Raw genomic sequence first — 17469 nt, forward strand, 5'->3', positions numbered from 1 at the left:
CCCTTACAGCGACATCACCAGCTCGCGGAAATGATCACCACGGGCCTCAAAATCGTTGTATTGGTCAAAGCTGGCGCAGGCAGGGGAAAGCAGTACCGCTAGGCAGCGATGGCTGCGGGCTAACTGGTCGGCTAGGGGCACGGCTTCAGCCAGATTGTCGCAGCAGTGCACAACTCCGCTAAAGCCTGCCTGGCTAAGTAGTTGATCAAACTCAGCCTGGGCAGCTCCGTAGAGCACCACCGCTGCGGCTTTCTGTTGCAAGGCTGCCAGCCAGCTATTGGGATTTCCCTGCTTTGATTCACCACCGGCTAGCACTACTAGCGGACCGTCCAGGGCATGCAGCGCCACCTCGGCGGCGTCGTAGTTGGTGGCCTTGCTGTCGTTGTAGAAGCTGATGCCTTGCTGCTCGCGGATGAGCTCAAGCCGGTGGGGCACGCCGGTAAAGGAGCGGAAGGCTTGCTCCATCTGGGCGCCGCTCAAGCCGGCTTCGAGCCCGGCCGCAGCGGCCAGCAGCATGTTTTGGCGGTTGTGGGCGCCGGGCATGGCTAGGCAATCCGCAGCCATTAAAAGTTTGCCGGGGCCGGTCTCGCCGGGCTGGGGGGCTTGCCATACCTGGCCAGCTTCGATCCAGAGACTGGGCTGGATCGTGGGTGGGAGGTCCTCCCGGCTGCCGGCGGTGACCCAGATGGCCCGCTGCAAGCCGGCGGCATGGGCGCGAAGGTCGGCGTCATCGGCATTGAGTATGGGCGACGTGGAACGCTCCAACAGGCTGTGTTTGATGGCCCTGTAGGCCTCGATAGTGCCGTGGCGCTCGAGATGGTCGGGGGTCAAGGTGGTCCAAATTCCCACCCGTGGAGCTACTTGAGGGGCCGATTCGATCTGATAGCTGCTGAGCTCCATCACCAGCCAGTTGGGTTGGGGATCGCCGCGCTCCAGTCGCTCCAGCACCAGCTCGGCCCCAGAGAAGCCAACGTTGCCGCCCATGGGGGCATCGAGCCCAGCGTGCTGAAGCAGGTGGCTCACCAGGTGGGTAACGGTGGTTTTGCCATTGGTGCCGGTGATGCCGATCCAGGGCACGTCGCCACTGGCTTGGAAAGCCAGCTCCATTTCGCCTTTGGTGCTTACTCCTGAGTTGCGCAGCTCCACCAGGGTGGGATGGTCCCAGCGGATTCCTGGACTCACCACCACGGTTGCGGTAGTAGGGCCAAGGGCGGCAAAGGCGTCGCCGTGGAGGGGCACGCCAAGCTGCACATCAATGCCTGCCTGGCGCAACTCGCTCGCTTTGGTTTCAAGTGCTGGGCTGGATTGGCTCTCAATCACCAGCACCGCATGGCCGAGATGGTTAAGCAGCCGAGCAGCACCAATCCCTGAACGAGCAAGTCCAACAACAACGGTCAATTCCCTTGTTGCATCTGCCATCTCGAAACTTAGGGCTAATACTGAACTTTTAAAATGGGCGATACTGGATTCGAACCAGTGACTCCTACCGTGTCAAGGTAGTGCTCTACCTCTGAGCTAATCGCCCCAGAAGCTTTGCCAGGTTACAGGTAGGCCTGATTCAGGTAATCACTCAGCAGCGCACCAGCTCGATTCGCCAGCGCTCCCGCTTGGTTGCTGTGACCGTCTCAAGCTGCAGTTCGCCCCGGCCCTCCAGCTGAACCCGGTCTCCCACCGTCAGCGGCCGGCTGGGACTGCTGACTGGCTGCCAGTTGAGTCTCACTCTGCCTTGGCGGATCAGCTCAGCCATGCGGTTGCGAGATAAGCCGAATCCGGCAGAGGCCACCGCATCGAGGCGCAGGGAGGCTTCCACGGTTTGAAAGCGGCGGGGCAGGCGCGGCGCCGGAAGTTGCAACTCATGCAGGGGGCGGGCTTCCAGGGCCACCTCCACCGTGCGCACCACAGCGGTGCGGCCATCAAGGGCAGCAGCTTGAGCAGCCGTGAGAATTGCCTGGGCACCCCGGTCGCCTCGCAGCCAGAGATCGCCCAGCTCTCCCTCCGCAGCGCCGAGGGCTAGCAGGCCCGAGCGGAAGTCTTGTCGCTCAGCCGGGTCAAATAGGAAATTGCCGCCCAGCTCCAGGCCCATCAGGCCGGCGGCAACTTCATCGGCATCAATGGCTGCGTCGTAGCGCTGCAAAAGCAGACGCTGGCGTTCAGCTCCTGGGTAGCCCCCCCGGCTGGCCATCTCCAGCTCGGCCAGCCCTGCCAGGTGCTCTTGGGCCTGCTCAAGCAACGCCCCATCAAGAAAGGGGGTCCATACCGGCTCCCAGGTCCGCAGGGCCAGTTCTGCGGCAGCGATCACGGCTTCAAGGTCCCTAGCCATCGCCCAGTCGCACCACCGCCAGGGGTTTGGCCTGCTGCAGGGAAATCCAGGGCATATCGACGCCGTTAGCTGTTTCGGCCAGCAGCAGCCAGTTGCCTTCTTCCACCCGGTTGCGCAGGCTGCGGATGCGGTCGTCCTCTTCGGAGCGCACGCTCGCGGCGGCTGCAAAGCTGCCCATCCAGCCTGAACCCATGCCGAGCAGGGCGCCGATCAGGTGCTGGCTCCAGGCACCCGCAAAGGCGAAGGTGTCCAGATCGGTGATGTAGGTGAAGGTGAGGCCAGCCAAAAAGCCAAAGGGAATTAGCCAGCGAGCCATGCCCTGCTGGCGGGCCCGCCGTGCCACCGCAGGGTTTAGCCGGGCCACCTCGGCCATGGCCTGCTCTCCCTCGCCGATGGCCTCCAACTGCAGCAGCGGCGGCTGCAGCTCGGCCAGTCGATCCCGAAGCTGATGCAACCTTTTGCGGTCGTTCAGAACTACCACCACACTTGTGCCCACGCTGCGCCCTGCTCAGTGTTGTTGGGGCGATTCTCGCCGCTCACTACACTGCACGGCCGGCTCTCCGCTTCGCACCGCCGGGCATGACAAAGGTTCTCGTTTCGGATCCCATCGACCAGGCGGGGATCGACATCCTGTCCCAGGTGGCTCAGGTTGATGTACGCACTGGCCTGCCCCCCGAGGAGCTCAAGGCGATCATCGGCGACTACGACGCCCTGATGATTCGCTCAGGCACCACGGTGACTGCCGAAATCATCGAAGCGGCCGACAAGCTGCGGATCATTGGCCGAGCCGGCGTCGGCGTCGACAACGTCGATGTGCCGGCGGCCACCAAGCGCGGTGTGCTTGTGGTGAACTCGCCGGAGGGCAACACCATCGCCGCCGCTGAGCAGGCCTTAGCCCTGATGCTGGCCCTGTCGCGCCACGTGCCCCACGCCCATGCCAGCACCATGGCCGGCGGCTGGGATCGCAAGAAATACGTTGGCAACGAGCTCTACAAGAAAAAGCTGGGCGTGGTGGGTCTCGGCAAGATCGGCTCCCACGTGGCCCGGGTGGCCAAGGCGATGGGCATGGACGTGATGGCCTACGACCCCTACGTATCTGCCGAGCGGGCCCAGCAAATGCAGGTCCGACTGCTGCCCCTGCCCGCCCTGTTTGCCGAAGCTGACTTCGTCAGCCTGCACCTGCCCCGCACCCCAGACACCGAGAACCTGGTGAACGCGGAGCTGCTCAAGACAATGAAATCGACGGCGCGGATCGTTAACTGCGCCCGCGGCGGCATCATTGACGAAGCGGCCCTCGCTGAGGCGGTTGAGAACGGCACCATCGGCGGCGCGGCCCTTGATGTTTACGCCAAAGAGCCCCTAGAGGCAGGTTCGCCCTTGCGGCAGGTGAAGGAGCGCCTAATCCTCACGCCCCATTTGGGTGCCTCCACCGAAGAAGCCCAGGAAAACGTTGCGATCGATGTGGCCGAGCAGATCCGCGACGTACTGCTTGGCTTGCCTGCCCGCAGCGCCGTGAATATCCCTGGCCTCAATGCCGAGGTGATGGAGCAGCTCAAGCCCCACCTGCAATTGGCCGAAACCCTGGGTCAGCTGCTGAGCCAGCTGGCTGGTGGCCCGATCAGTGAGCTTGAGGTGAGACTCCAGGGCGACTTCGCCGCCCACCCGGCCCAGCCCCTGGTGGTGGCGGCCCTCAAGGGTCTGCTTTCCACCGCCCTGGGCGACAGCATCAACTACGTGAACGCCAGCTTGGAGGCCAAGGAGCGAGGCATCCACGTGCTTGAAGTCAAGGATGACGCCAGTCGCGATTTCGCCGGTGGTTCGCTGCAGCTCAGCTGCCGCAATTCCCAGGCCAGCCACAGCGTTACCGGAGCGGTGTTCGCCGAAGGCGAGCTGCGCATCACCACCATCGATGAATTTCCGGTGAACGTGGCTCCAAGCCGCCACATGCTGTTCACTCGCCACCGGGACATGCCCGGGATCATCGGCCAGTTGGGCTCCCTGTTGGGCGAGCACAACGTCAACATTGCCTCGATGCAGGTGGGCCGCCGCATCGTGCGTGGTGACGCCGTGATGGTGCTCAGCCTCGATGACCCCATCCCCCCCAGCCTGCTGGTCTCGGTGCACGCCATCAACGGCATTCAGGAAGCCCACCCGGTAACCCTTTGATGGCTGCTGCTCCGGGCTGGTGGCGACTGGAGCTGGCCTCCCTGCCGGAGCTGGAGGAATCCCTGCTCTGGAAGCTCGCTGACCTGGGCATACCTCGGGTTGCGGTTCAGCACCGCCCCGAAACCCCCAGCCAGCGTCAGCTGATTGCCTGGTTGCCGGCGATCGATTGGCCTGAGCCGGAGCGGCAGCAGCTGGCTCTGGCTCTGGCGCCACTGGCCGAGCCCTTCGGCTTGGCCCTGCCCCCGCTGCTGTGGAGTCAGCAGGCCGATGAAGACTGGAGCCTCAGCTGGAAGCAGCACTGGCAGGCCGATCCTGTGGGCAAGGGGCTGCTGATCCTGCCTGCGTGGCTGCCCTGTCCGCCCGAGCATGCCGAGCGGAAGCTAATTGCCATGGATCCGGGCAGTGCCTTCGGCACCGGCAGCCATCCCACCACCAGGCTGTGCCTGGAGGCCTTGGAGCTGCTGGCCGCCATGACGCCAGAGGGGCTGGCTGGCCTGCGGGTGGCCGACCTCGGCTGCGGTAGCGGCGTGCTGGGCCTGGCTGCCCTGCGGCTGGGCGCGGCCTCGGTAGCGGCTGTCGATACCGATTCGCTGGCAGTGCGAGCCACCACCGACAATGCCGCCCTCAACGGGCTCACGCCTCAAGTGCGGGTGCAACTGGGCTCGGTAGAAGCCCTGGCTGAGCTGCTCGAGGGGCAGCCGGCCGACCTTTTGCTCTGCAACATCCTTGCTCCGGTGATTCAGGCCCTTTGTCCAGCCTTCAACACCGTGTTGGCTGCCAATGGCGTGGGTCTGCTCAGTGGCTTGCTCGTTGACCAGGCTCCGGCGTTGCAGCTGGCCCTGCGGGACGAGGGCTGGCAGGCCGAACTCACGGCCGAACAAAGCCAGTGGGGCCTGATGACGATCCGGCGTGTCGCATAAGGCACGCTGATCTGTGCCTTCAATTTGATTGGCCTTCCAGCGTTCTGGCCGCCAAATCGACAGTTAGGGCGTCCGGCGGATGTATGAAGGGCGAGTCCTACAGGCCCGGCTTCCGGGTGCCTGTGAGCCCCATTCTTTTTCATGGCTTCCTACAAGGTCACCCTCATCAGCGAGAGCGAAGGCCTCAACAAGACCATCGAGGTTCCTGATGACCAGTACATCCTCGACGCTGCTGAAGAGCAGGGCGTTGATCTGCCCTACTCCTGCCGCGCCGGCGCTTGCTCCACCTGCGCAGGCAAGCTGACCTCTGGCACCGTCGACCAAAGCGACCAGAGCTTCCTCGATGACGACCAGATCGAAGCTGGTTTTGTGCTCACCTGCGTGGCCTACCCCACCAGCGACTGCACCATCAAGACCCACGCCGAAGAAGAGCTCTATTGAGCCCCAGATCAGCCTGCGCAGGCTCGGCAAATCCCGGACCTGCGCTTGAGCAATCTGAACTTCTCTGCCACCCTTAGGGGTGGCTTTTTGCTGTCATTCCCGAGCCGCAGTTCTGTGTCAGCCCAGGCACCCCCCTCCCGGGGCAACGTCGCAGCCCTGCTGGAGCCAGGGAGCGAGCACACCAGCCCCGGCGGCCACTACAGCTATCGGGTGCTGGGCCCCTGCTGCCGCCTGTTTGATCGCGAGGAGTTGCCCTGGCCCTGCTGTCGGTTGGCCTGGCATAGCAAGGAGCCAAGCTGGCGGCGCATCGGCCGGCGCTTTGTGCCTGATCTGGCCTCCCGCCGCTGCCCGTCCTATGCCGTTGAGCTGCTGCAGCCCGGCGCCCGCCCCACCCGCACGGTTATCACCCTGTTCCCGATGCGGCTTGAATCCCAGTTGCAGGAGTGGTGGTACAGCAAGCAGCCCACCTCCCTAGACCTGGCCAACTGCAAGCCACCGCCTTTTACGGCCAATAAAAAAGCCGGTGCTGTTGCACCGGCTGAACAAGGGGATTGAGGCTAAAAGTTGATCTGGTATTAAAAGTTGATCTGAGGCTAGAAGTAGATCTTGCCGCCGCCCCACTGGATGCCCTGAACCTTGGGGGACACCAGGATGTAGCCAGCCATCAGGCGCAGGTCGTCGTCGTCGAGGTCGCGCATTTTCACGAAGATGTCGCTGCTGCGCATGCTGGGGTGCACGTCAGCAATGCTGTATTCCCCGTCGTAGGAGGTGGGGTCCTTCATGTAGTCCACTAGGGCCTCAACGCTGTCCCGCGACGGCGTCGCCAAGGCCAGAGTCTCAGGGTCGAGGCCCACGTTCTGATTGGTTTTGGTGATGCCACCGGCGTGGCACTCGCCGCAGCTGCTGTTGAACACCTTGCGACCGGCCTTGATCTCCTGCTCGCTGAAGGTCACCAGGGTGCCGTCTGGCGTGGCGGGCACGGTGAGCTGCTCTGTGGTCCAGGCGGCTGCCAGAGCCGGGCTGCCGAAGCCCATGAACAGCAGCAGGGCCAGCATGGTTCGAGCAAGAACGCGAACCGCCTTGCGGAGGGCAGCCGAGGGGAAGGAGGAGGCCATTGGAAAAAGCCGGCGGGTAGGCGGTAAAGACCGCATCGGAGACCTTGTATCACGGGGAAAGGGCCCTCCGCAGCCGATTAACGCGAACTGTTGCAGGGCTAGGCCGTGGCTGGTTCGGATGGGGTGATGTCGATGCTGAGGAAATCCTTGGCCACCAGGGTGTTGGCAAAGATGGATTGGGCTTCCGCTACCAGGTCGTCGGGGGTCATCGGATTGCCTGGCATGTAGCGAGGGCTCAGGTGGGTGAGCACCAGTTGCTTGACGCCGGCCTCCAGGGCGGTTTGGGCCGCCATCGTGCTGGTGGAGTGCTGGCGCTGGTAGGCAAGCTCCGCTTCGGCGTGGGAAAAGGTGGATTCGTGGATCAGTAGGTCAGCGCCGCGGGCCAGCTCCACCGCCGCTTCGCAGAACACGGTGTCGGTGCAATAAACAACGCTGGCCCCCGGGCGATCGGGGCCGCAAAGGCTGGCGCCATTGATGATCCGGCCGTCTTCAAGGCTGATGTCGCGCCCAGCCTTGAGCTCGGCGTAGATCGGCCCTGGCGGGATGCCGAGGGCCTTGGCTCGCTCCACGTCGAAGCGGCCAGCCCGCGGCTTCTGATCGACCCGGTAGGCGTAGGCAGGCACCCGGTGGGTCAGCGGCGTGCAGCGCACCGTGAGGTCGTCGTCATCGAGGAGCAGGGCACCGCTCTCGGCAGCGGATCGCACCCGGTGGGTGCGAAGGGGGTAGCTGATCCGGGTGGAGGAGGTGCGCAGCACCCCTTCGAGGTAGTCGCGCAGGGGATCGGGGCCGTAGAGGTCGATGCCCGTGCAGGTGCCCGCCAGGCCGAGGCTGGCCAGCAGGCCGGGCAGGCCAAATACATGGTCGCCGTGCATGTGGGTGACGAAAATCCGCCGCAGCTGGCTCACCCGCAGGTCGCTGCGCAGAAACTGGTGCTGGGTGCCCTCGCCGCAGTCGAACAACCACAGCTCGCTGCGCTGGGGCAGACGCAGCGCCACGGCCGAGACATTGCGGCCCCGGGTGGGCACACCGGAGCTGGTGCCTAAAAAGGTGACCTGCACGGTCGTGCTGCCTCTGGCGCATGTTGCCACGCCGGGCACAATGGGCCCCCTGAGTCGGGAGAAGCAGCCTCCGTGCCCGTATTGCGCTTTCCCCTGGTGTCTTTGCTGGCAAGCGCCCTGGTGCTGACCGGTGCTGCTCCGGGACAGCTGCGGGCCCAGCAGGCCAACCCGCAGGTGCGGGTGCTGTTGCTCGAAACGGTCAAGCTCACGCTGGCGGCGCCTCAGCAGCCCTTGGTGTTGCGGGCCGGTAGCCAGCGCTGGTCGCTGGCGCCGCTCGAGCCGGTGGTGTTGCAGCTGGCTGCCGGCAGCCTTGTGCTGGAACGCGCCGCCGGCGTGGAGCGACTGCCTGCAGTTAGAGAGCTCTGGCTGGAGCCGGCAGCCCAGTCCGCTGGCCCCCCGTTGGATTTGCAGTTCAGCCCCCAGGAAGGCGCCGATTTTCAGCTACAGCAGCGGGGCTATCGCGGCCGACTGCAGGTGCTTGTGGGTAGCTCATCCCTACAGGCCGTGAACCATTTGCCCCTCGAGGCCTACCTTCCCAGCGTGGTGGCTAGCGAGATGCCGGCGAGCTGGCCCCAGGCGGCCTTGCGCGCTCAGGCGGTGGCCGCCCGCACCTATGCCCTGCGCCAGCGCAAGCCAGCTGCCGCTTTTGACGTGAGCGCCACCGTTTCCAGCCAGGTTTACAAGGGTGTTGAGGCGGAAACCCCTTCAACCCGTCAGGCGGTGGTTAGCACCCGCGGCCAGGTGTTGATGTTTGGTCCCAGCTTGGCCAACGCGGTTTTTCACAGCAGCGCCGGTGGCAGCACCGAAAACAGCGGTGATCTCTGGAGCCAGCAGCTTCCCTACCTGGTGAGCGTGCCCGATTTTGATCAGCACAGCCCGGTGCACGCCTGGCAGTTGCGCCTGGAGCCTGAGCAGCTGCAGAAGGCGTTTGGCGAGATCGGCGGTGCCCAGCGCATCGATGTGCTCGCCACCACCGGCTCCGGTCGGGTGCGCCAGGCGCGGGTGACTGGCCCTGCCGGCACCCTGGTGCTCACCGGCGCCCAGCTGCGCAGCCGCCTGGGGCTCAAGAGCACCATGGTGCGCTTTGAGGTGCTGGCCCCACAGCTGGCGGCCCTGCCGGCCTTGCCGCCGCTGATGCCGCGGGCTGCCGACCAGAGTGGGCTAGCCGAGCCTGCCATCAGCCCGGATCAGGTGCCCGTGCAACTGCCGCCGCCTTCGCTGCTGGCGATCGGCCGGGGCTTCGGCCATGGTGTGGGTATGAGCCAGTGGGGCGCCCACGGCATGGCCAACCGGGGCCAGAGCTACGAGCAGATCCTGCATCACTACTACCGCGGAACGGAGTTGCGCCCCTACGTCAGCCCCTGAAGTTGGAGTTGCGCTCCCTCGTTGATGGGCCGGCCGTGGCTGCTGCGGTGGCGTCCCGCCTGCTGGAAGAGTGCCTGCAGCGGCCCCGGCTTCCCCTGGGACTGGCCACGGGCCGCACCATGGAGCCTGTCTACGCGGCCTTAGCCCAGCAGCTTGAGCAGCTCAGTGGGGCGCAACAGCAGGCGATCCGCCAGGGCTGGCTGAGCTTCAACCTGGATGAATATGTGGGCTTGGCGGCCACCGATACCCGTTCCTTTGCGGCCTTCATGGCTGCCCGGCTGCAGCGCACCTTGGGGTTGCAGCCTGAGCAGGTGCTGCTGCCCGATGGCCTGGCGGCCGATCCCCAGGCTGAGGCCAGGCGCTACGGGTCCGCCCTCGCGGTTGCTGGTGGTGTGGGGCTGCAGCTGCTTGGTTTGGGCTTAAACGGCCATGTGGGCTTCAACGAGCCCCCCTGCGGAGCTCAAGCCCCCTGCCGCTGCCTGACCCTCAGCGCCGCCACCCGGACCCAGAACGCTGGTGCCTTTGGCGGCGATCCCGAGGCGGTGCCGGCCCAGGCGATCACGCTTGGATTGGCGGAGATCCTGGCGGCAGAGCGGATCCTGCTGGTGGTCACCGGGGCCAGCAAGGCGGCCATTTTGAAACGGGCTTTGCAGGAGCCCCCCTGCCCTGAGGTGCCAGCCAGCTGGCTGCAGCACCACCCCCGGCTGGAGGTAGTGGCGGATCGGGCGGCCCTAGGGACGTTCCTGCAGGGCAGGTAGCTGCCATTGCCCTGAAAGGGCCGACGGGCCTGGCCCATAGAGACGGCCCACGAAGAAGAAGGGCCCAGCAGGAGCCGGCAGCCAGTTGGAGACCTTGGCTGGGCCTGGGTTTTCATGCTGGAGATAGATCTCCAGGGAGCCATCTGCCCCCAGCTTCAGGCCCTCGGTGCGATCCCCGATCGAATAGCGGTTGATCGGATTGGCCACCAGCAATCGCTGGGGGAGTGAATACATCGTGATCGACCAGAACTCACTCACCGGCGGTAGCTGGCCGGCGGGGAAGCGCAGCACCCACTGGCGGCGGCCATCGAGCACCTTGCCGTCGGGGCCTTTCTGCTGAGTGGCGTAGAAGGCCTCGGAACTGCTGTTGCCGTAGATCCCCAGCATCGCCCCCATGGCCCGGTAGGTGAGGTAATCGCTCCCGAGTTCCTCGCGGGTGCCGAAGAAGCCCTTGGAACTGCTCTGGGCCAGGGCCTTGCTGCGCAGGTTGGTGGCGGCGGCGGCCACCCCGGCCTCGATGGCGCTGCGGGTGGCGGGAGTCAGTTGTTTGGGGTCAAAGGGCCGCCCCGGGCCGATGCCGATGCGGGCGAAGCGAGTCATCATCCCCTGCTCCGACGGCACGGTGGGCATGAACGGCAGCAGGGCGTTGAGGTAGCCGATGAAGCCGATTCCCTCGGCCTTTGCCGGATCCCAGGCGGGCCAGTTCACCGGCGGAGCGGGCTTGGGCGGCTTGGTCCCTTCGAAGCTCGAAAGGGGGATCAACTGGTATTTCGCCTGCAGCGCCTGAAGCGCTGGGATGTCCCCGGGCCCGTTGAGCTGGGTGCGGGTGAGGCTGCCTACGAAATCTGTCTCGGCGCGGAACACCTTGGTGATCCCCTTGGGCACGCTGCCCTGCCAACGGGGGCCGGCAAACAAATAGGTGCCGGCGCCGCGCCCCGTGGCCCGCACGCCGGTGTAGGCGAAGTTGTGGGTGTAGAGGTCGACCCACTGGTTTACGTAATAGCGGGGTGCCGGCACGGCTGGCAGCTTCAGCACGATCGGTTCAGCCCTTAGATCCAGCCAGGTCCAGGAATAGGGCGTGTCGTTGTTGGGGGTGACGATGTCGGTGTCGGCCGGGGTGGCGGAGCGGCTGTAATGACGGAATCGGTTGAAGCCGCCCACATAGCCCGGAAAGGCCTTGTTCTGAGTCTGGTTCCAGAAGGTCTGGTAGCCCTGCAGGGGGGCATAGGCGTAGAGCCAGGCCTCAGCGGCGATGGCCTTCGCTTCGGCGGGGGTGGGGGCTGGCGCCACAGAGGCGGCTAGGGCTGGTCCCGGCGCGGCGCTGGTCACTGCCATCAGGGCGAGGATCAGCCCCAGGCTTCTGGGCGGACGCTGGTTGCTGGTCTTCATGGCTGGATCGTCGTGATGTCGTTGAGTTGCCAGGTTTTGGCGAAATAGGGCTCGGTGGGGCCGTAGAAGCGGAAGTAGGCAAACCAGCCCTTGCCTGGAGTGGTCTGGATCCAGTTCTTGGCACCGGCAGGCCGGATTGGCCCGAAATCCACATCCACCGAGCCGTCGGCGTTGCTCGCCAGATCGGGCTTGCGGGAGCTGAGGTCGGCGGCGCCCTGGGGGGTGATCAGCGGGCCGCGGCTGAGGTTGTCGTAGAGGGTGATCGACCAGAACTGCTTCACCGGCGCATTGGCCGGCACGCGCATGCGATAGCTGCGGCTGCCGTCGAGCCATTGGCCCTTGGCATCTTTGGAGGCCTCCAGATACACCTGGCCGAAGCCCACCACCCGGCCCTGCATCCCCACCGACATTGCTATGGCCTCGTAGAACCAGGAGCTGCGTTCGTCGAACTGAACCCGCAGCTTGTCGGGGGATTCCTGATTCAGATCAAACAGGACGGCGTACTCCCAGTGCTTGCCGGGGTACACCGTGGCTCCAGGGGTGCGCTTGTCGTAGGCGATGGTGCGGGCCATCAGGTCACCCAGCTGGGCCCCCTCGCTGAGGATTCGTGCCTGCCGGGCATCGGGCTTGAAAGGCTGGCCCGGCGCAATGCCCAGGGGCGACAGCATCCCAAACATCATCCGATCGCGGGGGGCGACGGGCTCATTGGCGTAAAGATCACTGAGCAGCCGCCAGTAGGAGAGATCGGCGGGTTGGGCCGACTGCCAGGGGCGCCCGCCCACCTCGCTGTACCCGGTGGCCGCTGGGTTGGTGCGTTCGTTCCAGCCGTAGAGACGGTGCTGGCGCACGGTGGCCTCGGCCACGGCCTTGTCCGGCGCCAGGCCCCGGGTGCCGAACCACACCTGGTTGCTTGGGGAGCGGAAGATGCGGTAGCCCGGGGCCACCACCTCCGGCCCACCGGGGGGAAGGATCAGGTACTTGCCGCCGGCGCCCTTGTCGGGCCCGGTCTGGCCCAGGTCGGTGATCGGCTGCTGCCAGATGTCGAGCACGCCGCCGGCGGTGAGCCCGGCCGGCACCTCCACCACCAGCGGCCCCTGCTTGGCCAGATCCCAGAAGCTGAAGGCGTAGAGGGTAGTGATGTTGGGGGTGAGCATCCCCGCCTTGTCCTGCAGCGTGCGGTAGAGCAGCACATCGCCGTTGCGCACGCCCATGGTTTTCGCCTGGGCGTCGTAGAGGGCCTTGAAGCCCACCGCGGGCAGGGCCCACAGGTAGCCCTGGGTGGCCCGCTGCAGGTCGAGGGTGTCGTAGAGCTTGCGGGCGGTGGCGGCCGTGGGGTAGCCGTTCTCCAGTTGCAGGCGTCCCAAAGCCGGCGTGTCCACGCTGGTTTTGGCTGAGGCGGTGGGTGCGGCCTGGGCCAGGGACGGGCTGCTCAGGGGGGCCAGCAGGGCCAGGATTCCCAGGGATAGCGCTGCGGGGCGGACAGGGGGCATTAAGCGGGGTGCTAGGGGGGTCGCGTACTAATTATTAGTGAGGAACCTCGCCGCTGTTTGCCGCCGGGTCACACAAAGTCGTGTGGCGGCTGAACGATGCGCTAGTCACGATTGGGTGAGGATTTTTCATCGACCTTGTTTATGACAAACCATCCAGCTCCGCCCGCTTCCGGTGTTCGCAAGATTCCGGTTCGGACTGCTTACGGCACGTTTGAGGTTTGGACACTTCGCAGTGGTGCGAGTCCGAGCATCAAGTTGTTGCTGCTCCATGGCGGGCCTGGCTGCACCCACGAGTATTTCGAGGTGTTCGACAGTTTTCTGCCCCAGGCGGGAGTCGAGCTCTATTTCTACGATCAGTTGGGTTCGCATCACAGCAGCCAGCCTGATCACGCTGATCTCTGGGAGATCGAGCGATTTGTCGATGAGGTGGAGCAGGTGCGCCAAGCCCTGGCTCTCGATGGCAACAATTTTTTCTTGCTCGGTCACTCCTGGGGCGGGATTCTGGCGATTGAGTATGCGCTGCGCCACCAGCAGCATCTGAAGGGATTAATAATCTCTAACATGGTTTGGAGTGTGCCCGAGTATAATCGTTACGCTGAAGAAAATTTTCTACGTCAACTGCCGGCGGGCGTTCTGGCCGAGCTCCAAGCCATCGAAGCTGCCGAGGATTACGACAACCCACGCTACATGGAGTTGTTGATTCCGCACCACTACGAGCACCATGTGTTGCGCCGACCCTATGCGCAATGGCCCGATTCGGTTCTGCGTGCATTTGAGCACCTCAATCCGAAGGTCTACATCCCCATGCAGGGCCCCAGTGAGCTGGGCGCGCGTGGCAAGTTGGCCCAGTGGGATCGCAGGGCTGACCTATCACGGATTCAGGTTCCCACTCTCACCATTGGTGCCGCCCACGACACCATGAATCCCCAGCAGATGGCGGCTATGGCCAAGGCTCTGCCGCGGGGTTCCCATCTCCACTGCCCGAATGGAAGCCATATGGCGATGGTTGATGACCAGGTGGTTTATATCCAGGGTCTGATCGATTTTCTGCGGCGGGTTGATGCCCAAACGATTCGAGAGGATCCTTAAGTGGGTTAGCTACTCCCTAGCGCTGCTGCCTAGCGCCACTCCCTAGCGCAGCTGCTCTCAGCCCATCACCGCCGCCAGCAGCCCCTCGTCGGCCTCCAGGTTGCTGGTAACGCTGCGCCCATCTTCCAGGTCCTCGAGGGCATCAAGCATGCGCAGGCAGGCACGCAGAGTTTCGGCGTCGCTTAGGGGGCAGGCGGTCTGGGGAATCCAGCGGTGTTCCCAACCCACCACTACCCAGTCTTGGTGCCGCAGGCCGTCCTGCAGGGCTTCCAGGTCTGCGAAGTTGCCGAACACCTCCAGCCCCCCTTCCTCAAGAGGGCTGTAGCCGAGGGCGGCGGGTCCGCCCTGCTCCTCCAGGGCCAGCAACCCCTCCAGCAGAGTTTCTTCATCGATGGCTTGGCCATCCCCGGCGGCGAGCTGCACCACCGAGCGCTGCTCAAACAGGTAGCCCACACAGCCGGTCTCGCCCAGGTTGCCGCCATGCTTGCCGAAGGCCAGGCGCACCTCGGCGGCAGTGCGGTTGCGGTTGTCGGTGAAGGCCTCCACCAGCACCGCCACGCCACCGGGGCCGTAGCCCTCGTAGCGCACCGCCTCAAAGGTTTCGCCAGCGCCACCGCCTTGCCCTGAACCTTTGGCGATGGCTCGCTCGATGTTGGCGTTAGGCACACCTGCGGCTTTGGCCTTCTCGATGGCGGTGCGCAGCTGGAAGTTGCCGGCGGGGTCGGCCCCGCTTCGGGCCGCCACCATGATCTCCCTGCCAAGCCGGGTGAACACGGCGCCGCGTTTGGAATCCACCACGGCCTTGCTGCGTTTTATCTGGGCCCACTTGCTGTGGCCGGCCATCGGGGTGCGGGGGGAGAGGAGCGAGGGGCTAGCCGGTTGCGTTGAACACCAGCTTGGGCTGCAAGAGGCCGCCTTCACTGGTGCGAGCCATGCCGGCCAGGTTGCCATCCGGCCCCAGCACCGCCACGGGCTCTCCTTCCTCCAGCGACAGCCCATGGTCAAGGGCGCGGCCGCAGCGCCAGCCTTCAAGTTCCGCATCGAGCAGCTGCCGTTGGGGTAGGTGCCCCAGAGCTGCCAGCGGATTCAGCAGGTCGGGCAATGGCGCCTGATCGAGGGCTTCCAATGGCACGGCCTGTTTGAGGCCAAAGCCAAGAGCCTCGGTGCGGCGCAGCCTCGCCAGGGCACCACCGCAGCCCAGCGCCTCGCCAAGGTCGCGGGCTAGGGAGCGGATGTAGGTGCCGGCTGAGCAGTGCACCAGCAGCTCCAGTCTGGCGGTGGCGGCATCCCAGCCCAGCAGCTCCAGCCGCTGGATTGTGACCGCTCGGGGGGCCAGCTCGACCTGCTCGCCCTGGCGCACCAGGGCATAGGCCCGCTGACCCTCCACGTGCACGGCTGAAACCTGGGGCGGCACCTGGTCGATCGTGCCACGAAAGGCTGCCAGGGCCGCCTCCAGATCCGACGCCACCAAAGCTGGCACGGCAAAGCGGGCCAGCACCTCTCCCTCCAGGTCGTCGCTGACGGTGCTCACTCCCAGTTGGACGACGCCTTGATAGGTCTTGTCGCCCTCGAGGTAGGGCAGTAGCCGGGTGGCGGGCCCTAGGGCGATTGGCAGCACCCCGGTGACTGCTGGATCCAGGGTGCCGCCATGGCCCACCCGCTTGAGCTTGTAGGCGCGCCGCACCCGGGCGACACAGGCGTGGGAGGTGAGTCCCGCCGCCTTGTCGAGCACCAAAAAGCCGCAGGGCTGGTCAGCCATGGATCGGAGCGTCACCCTTGCAGCGTCCCATGTTCAGCTCCAATGACCCTGCAGCAGCGCCGCGACCTGGCGTTTCTGGTGCTGGCTGGGATCTTCCTGGGCACCATGGGCATGCTCAACATCCTTGGCCTCACCCGCTTTCTGCAGTTGGGCACGATTGGCTCCTGGCCGATCGTGGTGGCGGTGGGGGCCCTGCCCTATCCGATCACCTTTCTCTGCACCGACCTGATCAGTGAGCTGTGGGGCGAGCAGAAGGCTTCCCAGCTGGTGTGGGTGGGTCTGCTGCTAAACGGCTGGATTGTGCTGATCCTTTGGCTTGGCGGCATCCTGCCGGGGCTGGCAGGCGCGCCCGATGCCACCTTTTTTGAGGTGCGCCGGCTCGCCTTCGGCGCGGTTGGCGCCTCGATGGTGGCTTACCTGGCGGCCCAGTTCACCGACGTGCGCCTTTTCCATTTCTGGAAGCGCTTCAGTGGGGGCAAGGCCCTATGGCTGCGCAACAACGGCTCCACCCTGGTTAGCCAGCTGGTGGATACCAGCGCCGTGGTGCTGATCAGTCACTACGCCAGCCATGTGCTGCCGGTGCGCCCCGGCGAGCCGGTGGTACCCCAGCTGGCCTCCTTCATCGCCAGTGGTTACCTGTTCAAACTTGTGGCAGCACTGGCGGACACCCTGCCCTTCTATGGCCTGGTGGCCTGGCTGCGGCGCTGGTTAGAAGTGCCGGGAGAAGGGGCTGAACTTGTGGAAGAGGCCCGTATCGGGGCTGGCTCCTAGGTTGACGCTCATCTAAAGGGCATGGCAAGGCATGGGCGCGGCAGGGGAGCTGGAGTTCGGGGTGGAGCGGTTCTTGGCTGATGGCTTCGCCCTGCGCCCCCAGTTGGCCAGCTTCCTCGACATTTCTCCCGAGGAGCTGGAGCGCCGCCTGCCCAGCAGCACCGACGACCTGGCCGCCCTGCACCCCGGTGCCTTTGATCCAGACCAGGCGGGTCGCTTTTATGAAGACACTGTTGGCACCGGCCATCTGCTGGAGTTGGCGGCCTGGCACCTAGGCAGCGCCGACTACATCGCTGACACCCTGCGGCTGCAGCAGCGCTTTGCCCGCGGTCAGGTGCTCGACTTCGGCGGCGGCATCGGCAGCCATGCCCTGGCCGCGGCGGCTCTTCCCGAGGTGGAGCGGGTGTGGTTTGTGGATCTCAATCCCCACAATCGCGCCTTTGTGCAGGCTCGCGCTGCCGAGCTGGGCTTGGGCGCCAAGTTGAGCTGCTATCGGGATATGGATGATCCAGCCCTGCCCGGGCGCTTCGACACGATCGTTTGCCTGGATGTGCTGGAGCATCTGAGCGATCCTGCCGCCCAGCTGGCCCTGTTTGCCGAGCACCTCGCCCCAGCCGGCATCGCCCTACTCAACTGGTATTTCTTCAAGGGATTTCAGGGCGAGTACCCCTTTCACTTCGATGCCCCAGAGCTGGTGGAGGCTTTTTTCCGCACTCTGCAGAGCCGCTTTCTCGAGGTGTTTCACCCCTACCTGATCACGACCCGGGCCTACCGATTGGCCTGAAGGGCAGGTAGCCCGGGGCATAAAAAAGCCGGCGGAGATCCGCC

18 protein-coding genes and 1 tRNA gene are annotated in these 17469 nt (G+C 65.1%); 9 read left to right on the forward strand and 10 right to left on the reverse strand.

From position 1 onward, the window contains the following. Window positions 1-3: 3 nt before the first annotated feature. From murD to KBY74_RS00470, 4 genes are all read right to left on the reverse strand, one after another. Window positions 4-1419 carry a UDP-N-acetylmuramoyl-L-alanine--D-glutamate ligase gene (gene murD, locus KBY74_RS00455; RefSeq protein WP_254940997.1) on the reverse strand — a complete coding sequence of 472 codons (1416 nt, stop codon included), beginning with the start codon at window positions 1417-1419 and terminating at the stop codon, window positions 4-6. A gap of 34 nt (window positions 1420-1453) precedes the next feature. Beyond that, window positions 1454-1525: transfer RNA gene (locus KBY74_RS00460), tRNA-Val, on the reverse strand. Between the two features lie 45 nt (window positions 1526-1570). Next, entirely contained in the window at window positions 1571-2320 is a 750-nt protein-coding gene (locus KBY74_RS00465; protein ID WP_254940998.1) for a photosystem II S4 domain protein, read from the reverse strand. Beyond that, window positions 2313-2816 carry a hypothetical protein gene (locus tag KBY74_RS00470; protein ID WP_106502303.1) on the reverse strand — a complete coding sequence of 168 codons (504 nt, stop codon included), beginning with the start codon at window positions 2814-2816 and terminating at the stop codon, window positions 2313-2315. Before KBY74_RS00470 ends, KBY74_RS00465 begins: the two co-directional genes overlap by 8 nt. A gap of 83 nt (window positions 2817-2899) precedes the next feature. On the opposite strand from KBY74_RS00470, the gene serA reads away from it, so the two are divergent. The 4 genes from serA to KBY74_RS00490 all read left to right on the forward strand — a co-directional run bounded on the left by serA (window position 2900) and on the right by KBY74_RS00490 (window position 6402). Continuing rightward, window positions 2900-4486, forward strand: a complete 1587-nt coding sequence (gene serA / locus KBY74_RS00475) for a phosphoglycerate dehydrogenase (RefSeq protein WP_106502302.1) — start codon at window positions 2900-2902, stop codon at window positions 4484-4486. Then, window positions 4486-5406: a 50S ribosomal protein L11 methyltransferase gene (prmA, locus tag KBY74_RS00480; protein WP_254941000.1), complete on the forward strand. Its 921-nt coding sequence runs from the start codon at window positions 4486-4488 to the stop codon at window positions 5404-5406. Before serA ends, prmA begins: the two co-directional genes overlap by 1 nt. A gap of 141 nt (window positions 5407-5547) precedes the next feature. Beyond that, window positions 5548-5847: a ferredoxin gene (locus KBY74_RS00485; protein WP_106502300.1), complete on the forward strand. Its 300-nt coding sequence runs from the start codon at window positions 5548-5550 to the stop codon at window positions 5845-5847. 114 nt (window positions 5848-5961) lie between these two features. Continuing rightward, window positions 5962-6402, forward strand: coding sequence for a hypothetical protein (locus KBY74_RS00490; protein ID WP_396123048.1), 441 nt, complete (start codon window positions 5962-5964; stop codon window positions 6400-6402). Window positions 6403-6440: 38 nt separating this feature from the next. Here the strand turns inward: KBY74_RS00490 and psbV are convergent, their stop codons facing one another. After that, a complete protein-coding gene (gene psbV, locus KBY74_RS00495; protein WP_254941001.1) occupies window positions 6441-6962 on the reverse strand; it encodes a photosystem II cytochrome c-550 in 522 nt (173 codons plus the stop codon). A 98-nt stretch (window positions 6963-7060) separates the two neighbouring features. After that, a complete protein-coding gene (rnz, locus tag KBY74_RS00500; protein WP_254941039.1) occupies window positions 7061-8020 on the reverse strand; it encodes a ribonuclease Z in 960 nt (319 codons plus the stop codon). A 72-nt stretch (window positions 8021-8092) separates the two neighbouring features. On the opposite strand from rnz, the gene KBY74_RS00505 reads away from it, so the two are divergent. Together KBY74_RS00505 and KBY74_RS00510 are read left to right on the forward strand one after the other, a co-directional pair. After that, window positions 8093-9385: a SpoIID/LytB domain-containing protein gene (locus KBY74_RS00505; RefSeq protein WP_254941002.1), complete on the forward strand. Its 1293-nt coding sequence runs from the start codon at window positions 8093-8095 to the stop codon at window positions 9383-9385. Window positions 9386-9387: 2 nt separating this feature from the next. Then, window positions 9388-10143, forward strand: coding sequence for a glucosamine-6-phosphate deaminase (locus KBY74_RS00510; RefSeq protein ID WP_261360176.1), 756 nt, complete (start codon window positions 9388-9390; stop codon window positions 10141-10143). Here KBY74_RS00510 and KBY74_RS00515 read toward each other — a convergent pair. Together KBY74_RS00515 and KBY74_RS00520 are read right to left on the reverse strand one after the other, a co-directional pair. Further along, window positions 10117-11532: a DUF1254 domain-containing protein gene (locus tag KBY74_RS00515; RefSeq protein ID WP_254941003.1), complete on the reverse strand. Its 1416-nt coding sequence runs from the start codon at window positions 11530-11532 to the stop codon at window positions 10117-10119. The two genes, KBY74_RS00510 and KBY74_RS00515, sit on opposite strands and share 27 nt — an antisense overlap. Then, window positions 11529-13022: a DUF1254 domain-containing protein gene (locus KBY74_RS00520; RefSeq protein WP_254941004.1), complete on the reverse strand. Its 1494-nt coding sequence runs from the start codon at window positions 13020-13022 to the stop codon at window positions 11529-11531. Before KBY74_RS00520 ends, KBY74_RS00515 begins: the two co-directional genes overlap by 4 nt. Before the next feature lie 111 nt (window positions 13023-13133). On the opposite strand from KBY74_RS00520, the gene KBY74_RS00525 reads away from it, so the two are divergent. Next, a complete protein-coding gene (locus KBY74_RS00525; protein ID WP_254941005.1) occupies window positions 13134-14111 on the forward strand; it encodes a proline iminopeptidase-family hydrolase in 978 nt (325 codons plus the stop codon). Between the two features lie 57 nt (window positions 14112-14168). Here KBY74_RS00525 and KBY74_RS00530 read toward each other — a convergent pair whose 3' ends face one another. Further along, window positions 14169-14954, reverse strand: coding sequence for a YebC/PmpR family DNA-binding transcriptional regulator (locus KBY74_RS00530; RefSeq protein ID WP_254941006.1), 786 nt, complete (start codon window positions 14952-14954; stop codon window positions 14169-14171). Window positions 14955-14982: 28 nt separating this feature from the next. Then, entirely contained in the window at window positions 14983-15870 is an 888-nt protein-coding gene (gene truB / locus KBY74_RS00535) for a tRNA pseudouridine(55) synthase TruB (RefSeq protein ID WP_254941007.1), read from the reverse strand. A gap of 42 nt (window positions 15871-15912) precedes the next feature. Between truB and KBY74_RS00540 the strand changes: the two genes are divergently transcribed. Next, window positions 15913-16641, forward strand: coding sequence for a queuosine precursor transporter (locus KBY74_RS00540; protein WP_254941008.1), 729 nt, complete (start codon window positions 15913-15915; stop codon window positions 16639-16641). Window positions 16642-16672: 31 nt separating this feature from the next. Then, on the forward strand, window positions 16673-17425 hold the full coding sequence (locus KBY74_RS00545) for a bifunctional 2-polyprenyl-6-hydroxyphenol methylase/3-demethylubiquinol 3-O-methyltransferase UbiG (RefSeq protein ID WP_254941009.1): 753 nt from the start codon (window positions 16673-16675) through the stop codon (window positions 17423-17425). Window positions 17426-17469 lie beyond the last annotated feature (44 nt).

The organism is Cyanobium sp. A1C-AMD, assembly GCF_024346495.1.
GTDB lineage: Bacteria > Cyanobacteriota > Cyanobacteriia > PCC-6307 > Cyanobiaceae > Cyanobium_A > Cyanobium_A usitatum.

What these genes read in the sequence shown, in the direction of transcription:
- murD (WP_254940997.1), bottom strand. Translation starts at nt 1,419, where the DNA reads ATGGCAGATGCAACAAGGGAATTGACCGTTGTTGTTGGACTTGCTCGT.
- KBY74_RS00465 (WP_254940998.1), bottom strand. Translation starts at nt 2,320, where the DNA reads ATGGCTAGGGACCTTGAAGCCGTGATCGCTGCCGCAGAACTGGCCCTG.
- serA (WP_106502302.1), top strand. Translation starts at nt 2,900, where the DNA reads ATGACAAAGGTTCTCGTTTCGGATCCCATCGACCAGGCGGGGATCGAC.
- prmA (WP_254941000.1), top strand. Translation starts at nt 4,486, where the DNA reads ATGGCTGCTGCTCCGGGCTGGTGGCGACTGGAGCTGGCCTCCCTGCCG.
- KBY74_RS00485 (WP_106502300.1), top strand. Translation starts at nt 5,548, where the DNA reads ATGGCTTCCTACAAGGTCACCCTCATCAGCGAGAGCGAAGGCCTCAAC.
- psbV (WP_254941001.1), bottom strand. Translation starts at nt 6,962, where the DNA reads ATGGCCTCCTCCTTCCCCTCGGCTGCCCTCCGCAAGGCGGTTCGCGTT.
- KBY74_RS00515 (WP_254941003.1), bottom strand. Translation starts at nt 11,532, where the DNA reads ATGAAGACCAGCAACCAGCGTCCGCCCAGAAGCCTGGGGCTGATCCTC.
- KBY74_RS00520 (WP_254941004.1), bottom strand. Translation starts at nt 13,022, where the DNA reads ATGCCCCCTGTCCGCCCCGCAGCGCTATCCCTGGGAATCCTGGCCCTG.
- KBY74_RS00530 (WP_254941006.1), bottom strand. Translation starts at nt 14,954, where the DNA reads ATGGCCGGCCACAGCAAGTGGGCCCAGATAAAACGCAGCAAGGCCGTG.
- truB (WP_254941007.1), bottom strand. Translation starts at nt 15,870, where the DNA reads ATGGCTGACCAGCCCTGCGGCTTTTTGGTGCTCGACAAGGCGGCGGGA.
- KBY74_RS00540 (WP_254941008.1), top strand. Translation starts at nt 15,913, where the DNA reads ATGACCCTGCAGCAGCGCCGCGACCTGGCGTTTCTGGTGCTGGCTGGG.
- KBY74_RS00545 (WP_254941009.1), top strand. Translation starts at nt 16,673, where the DNA reads ATGGGCGCGGCAGGGGAGCTGGAGTTCGGGGTGGAGCGGTTCTTGGCT.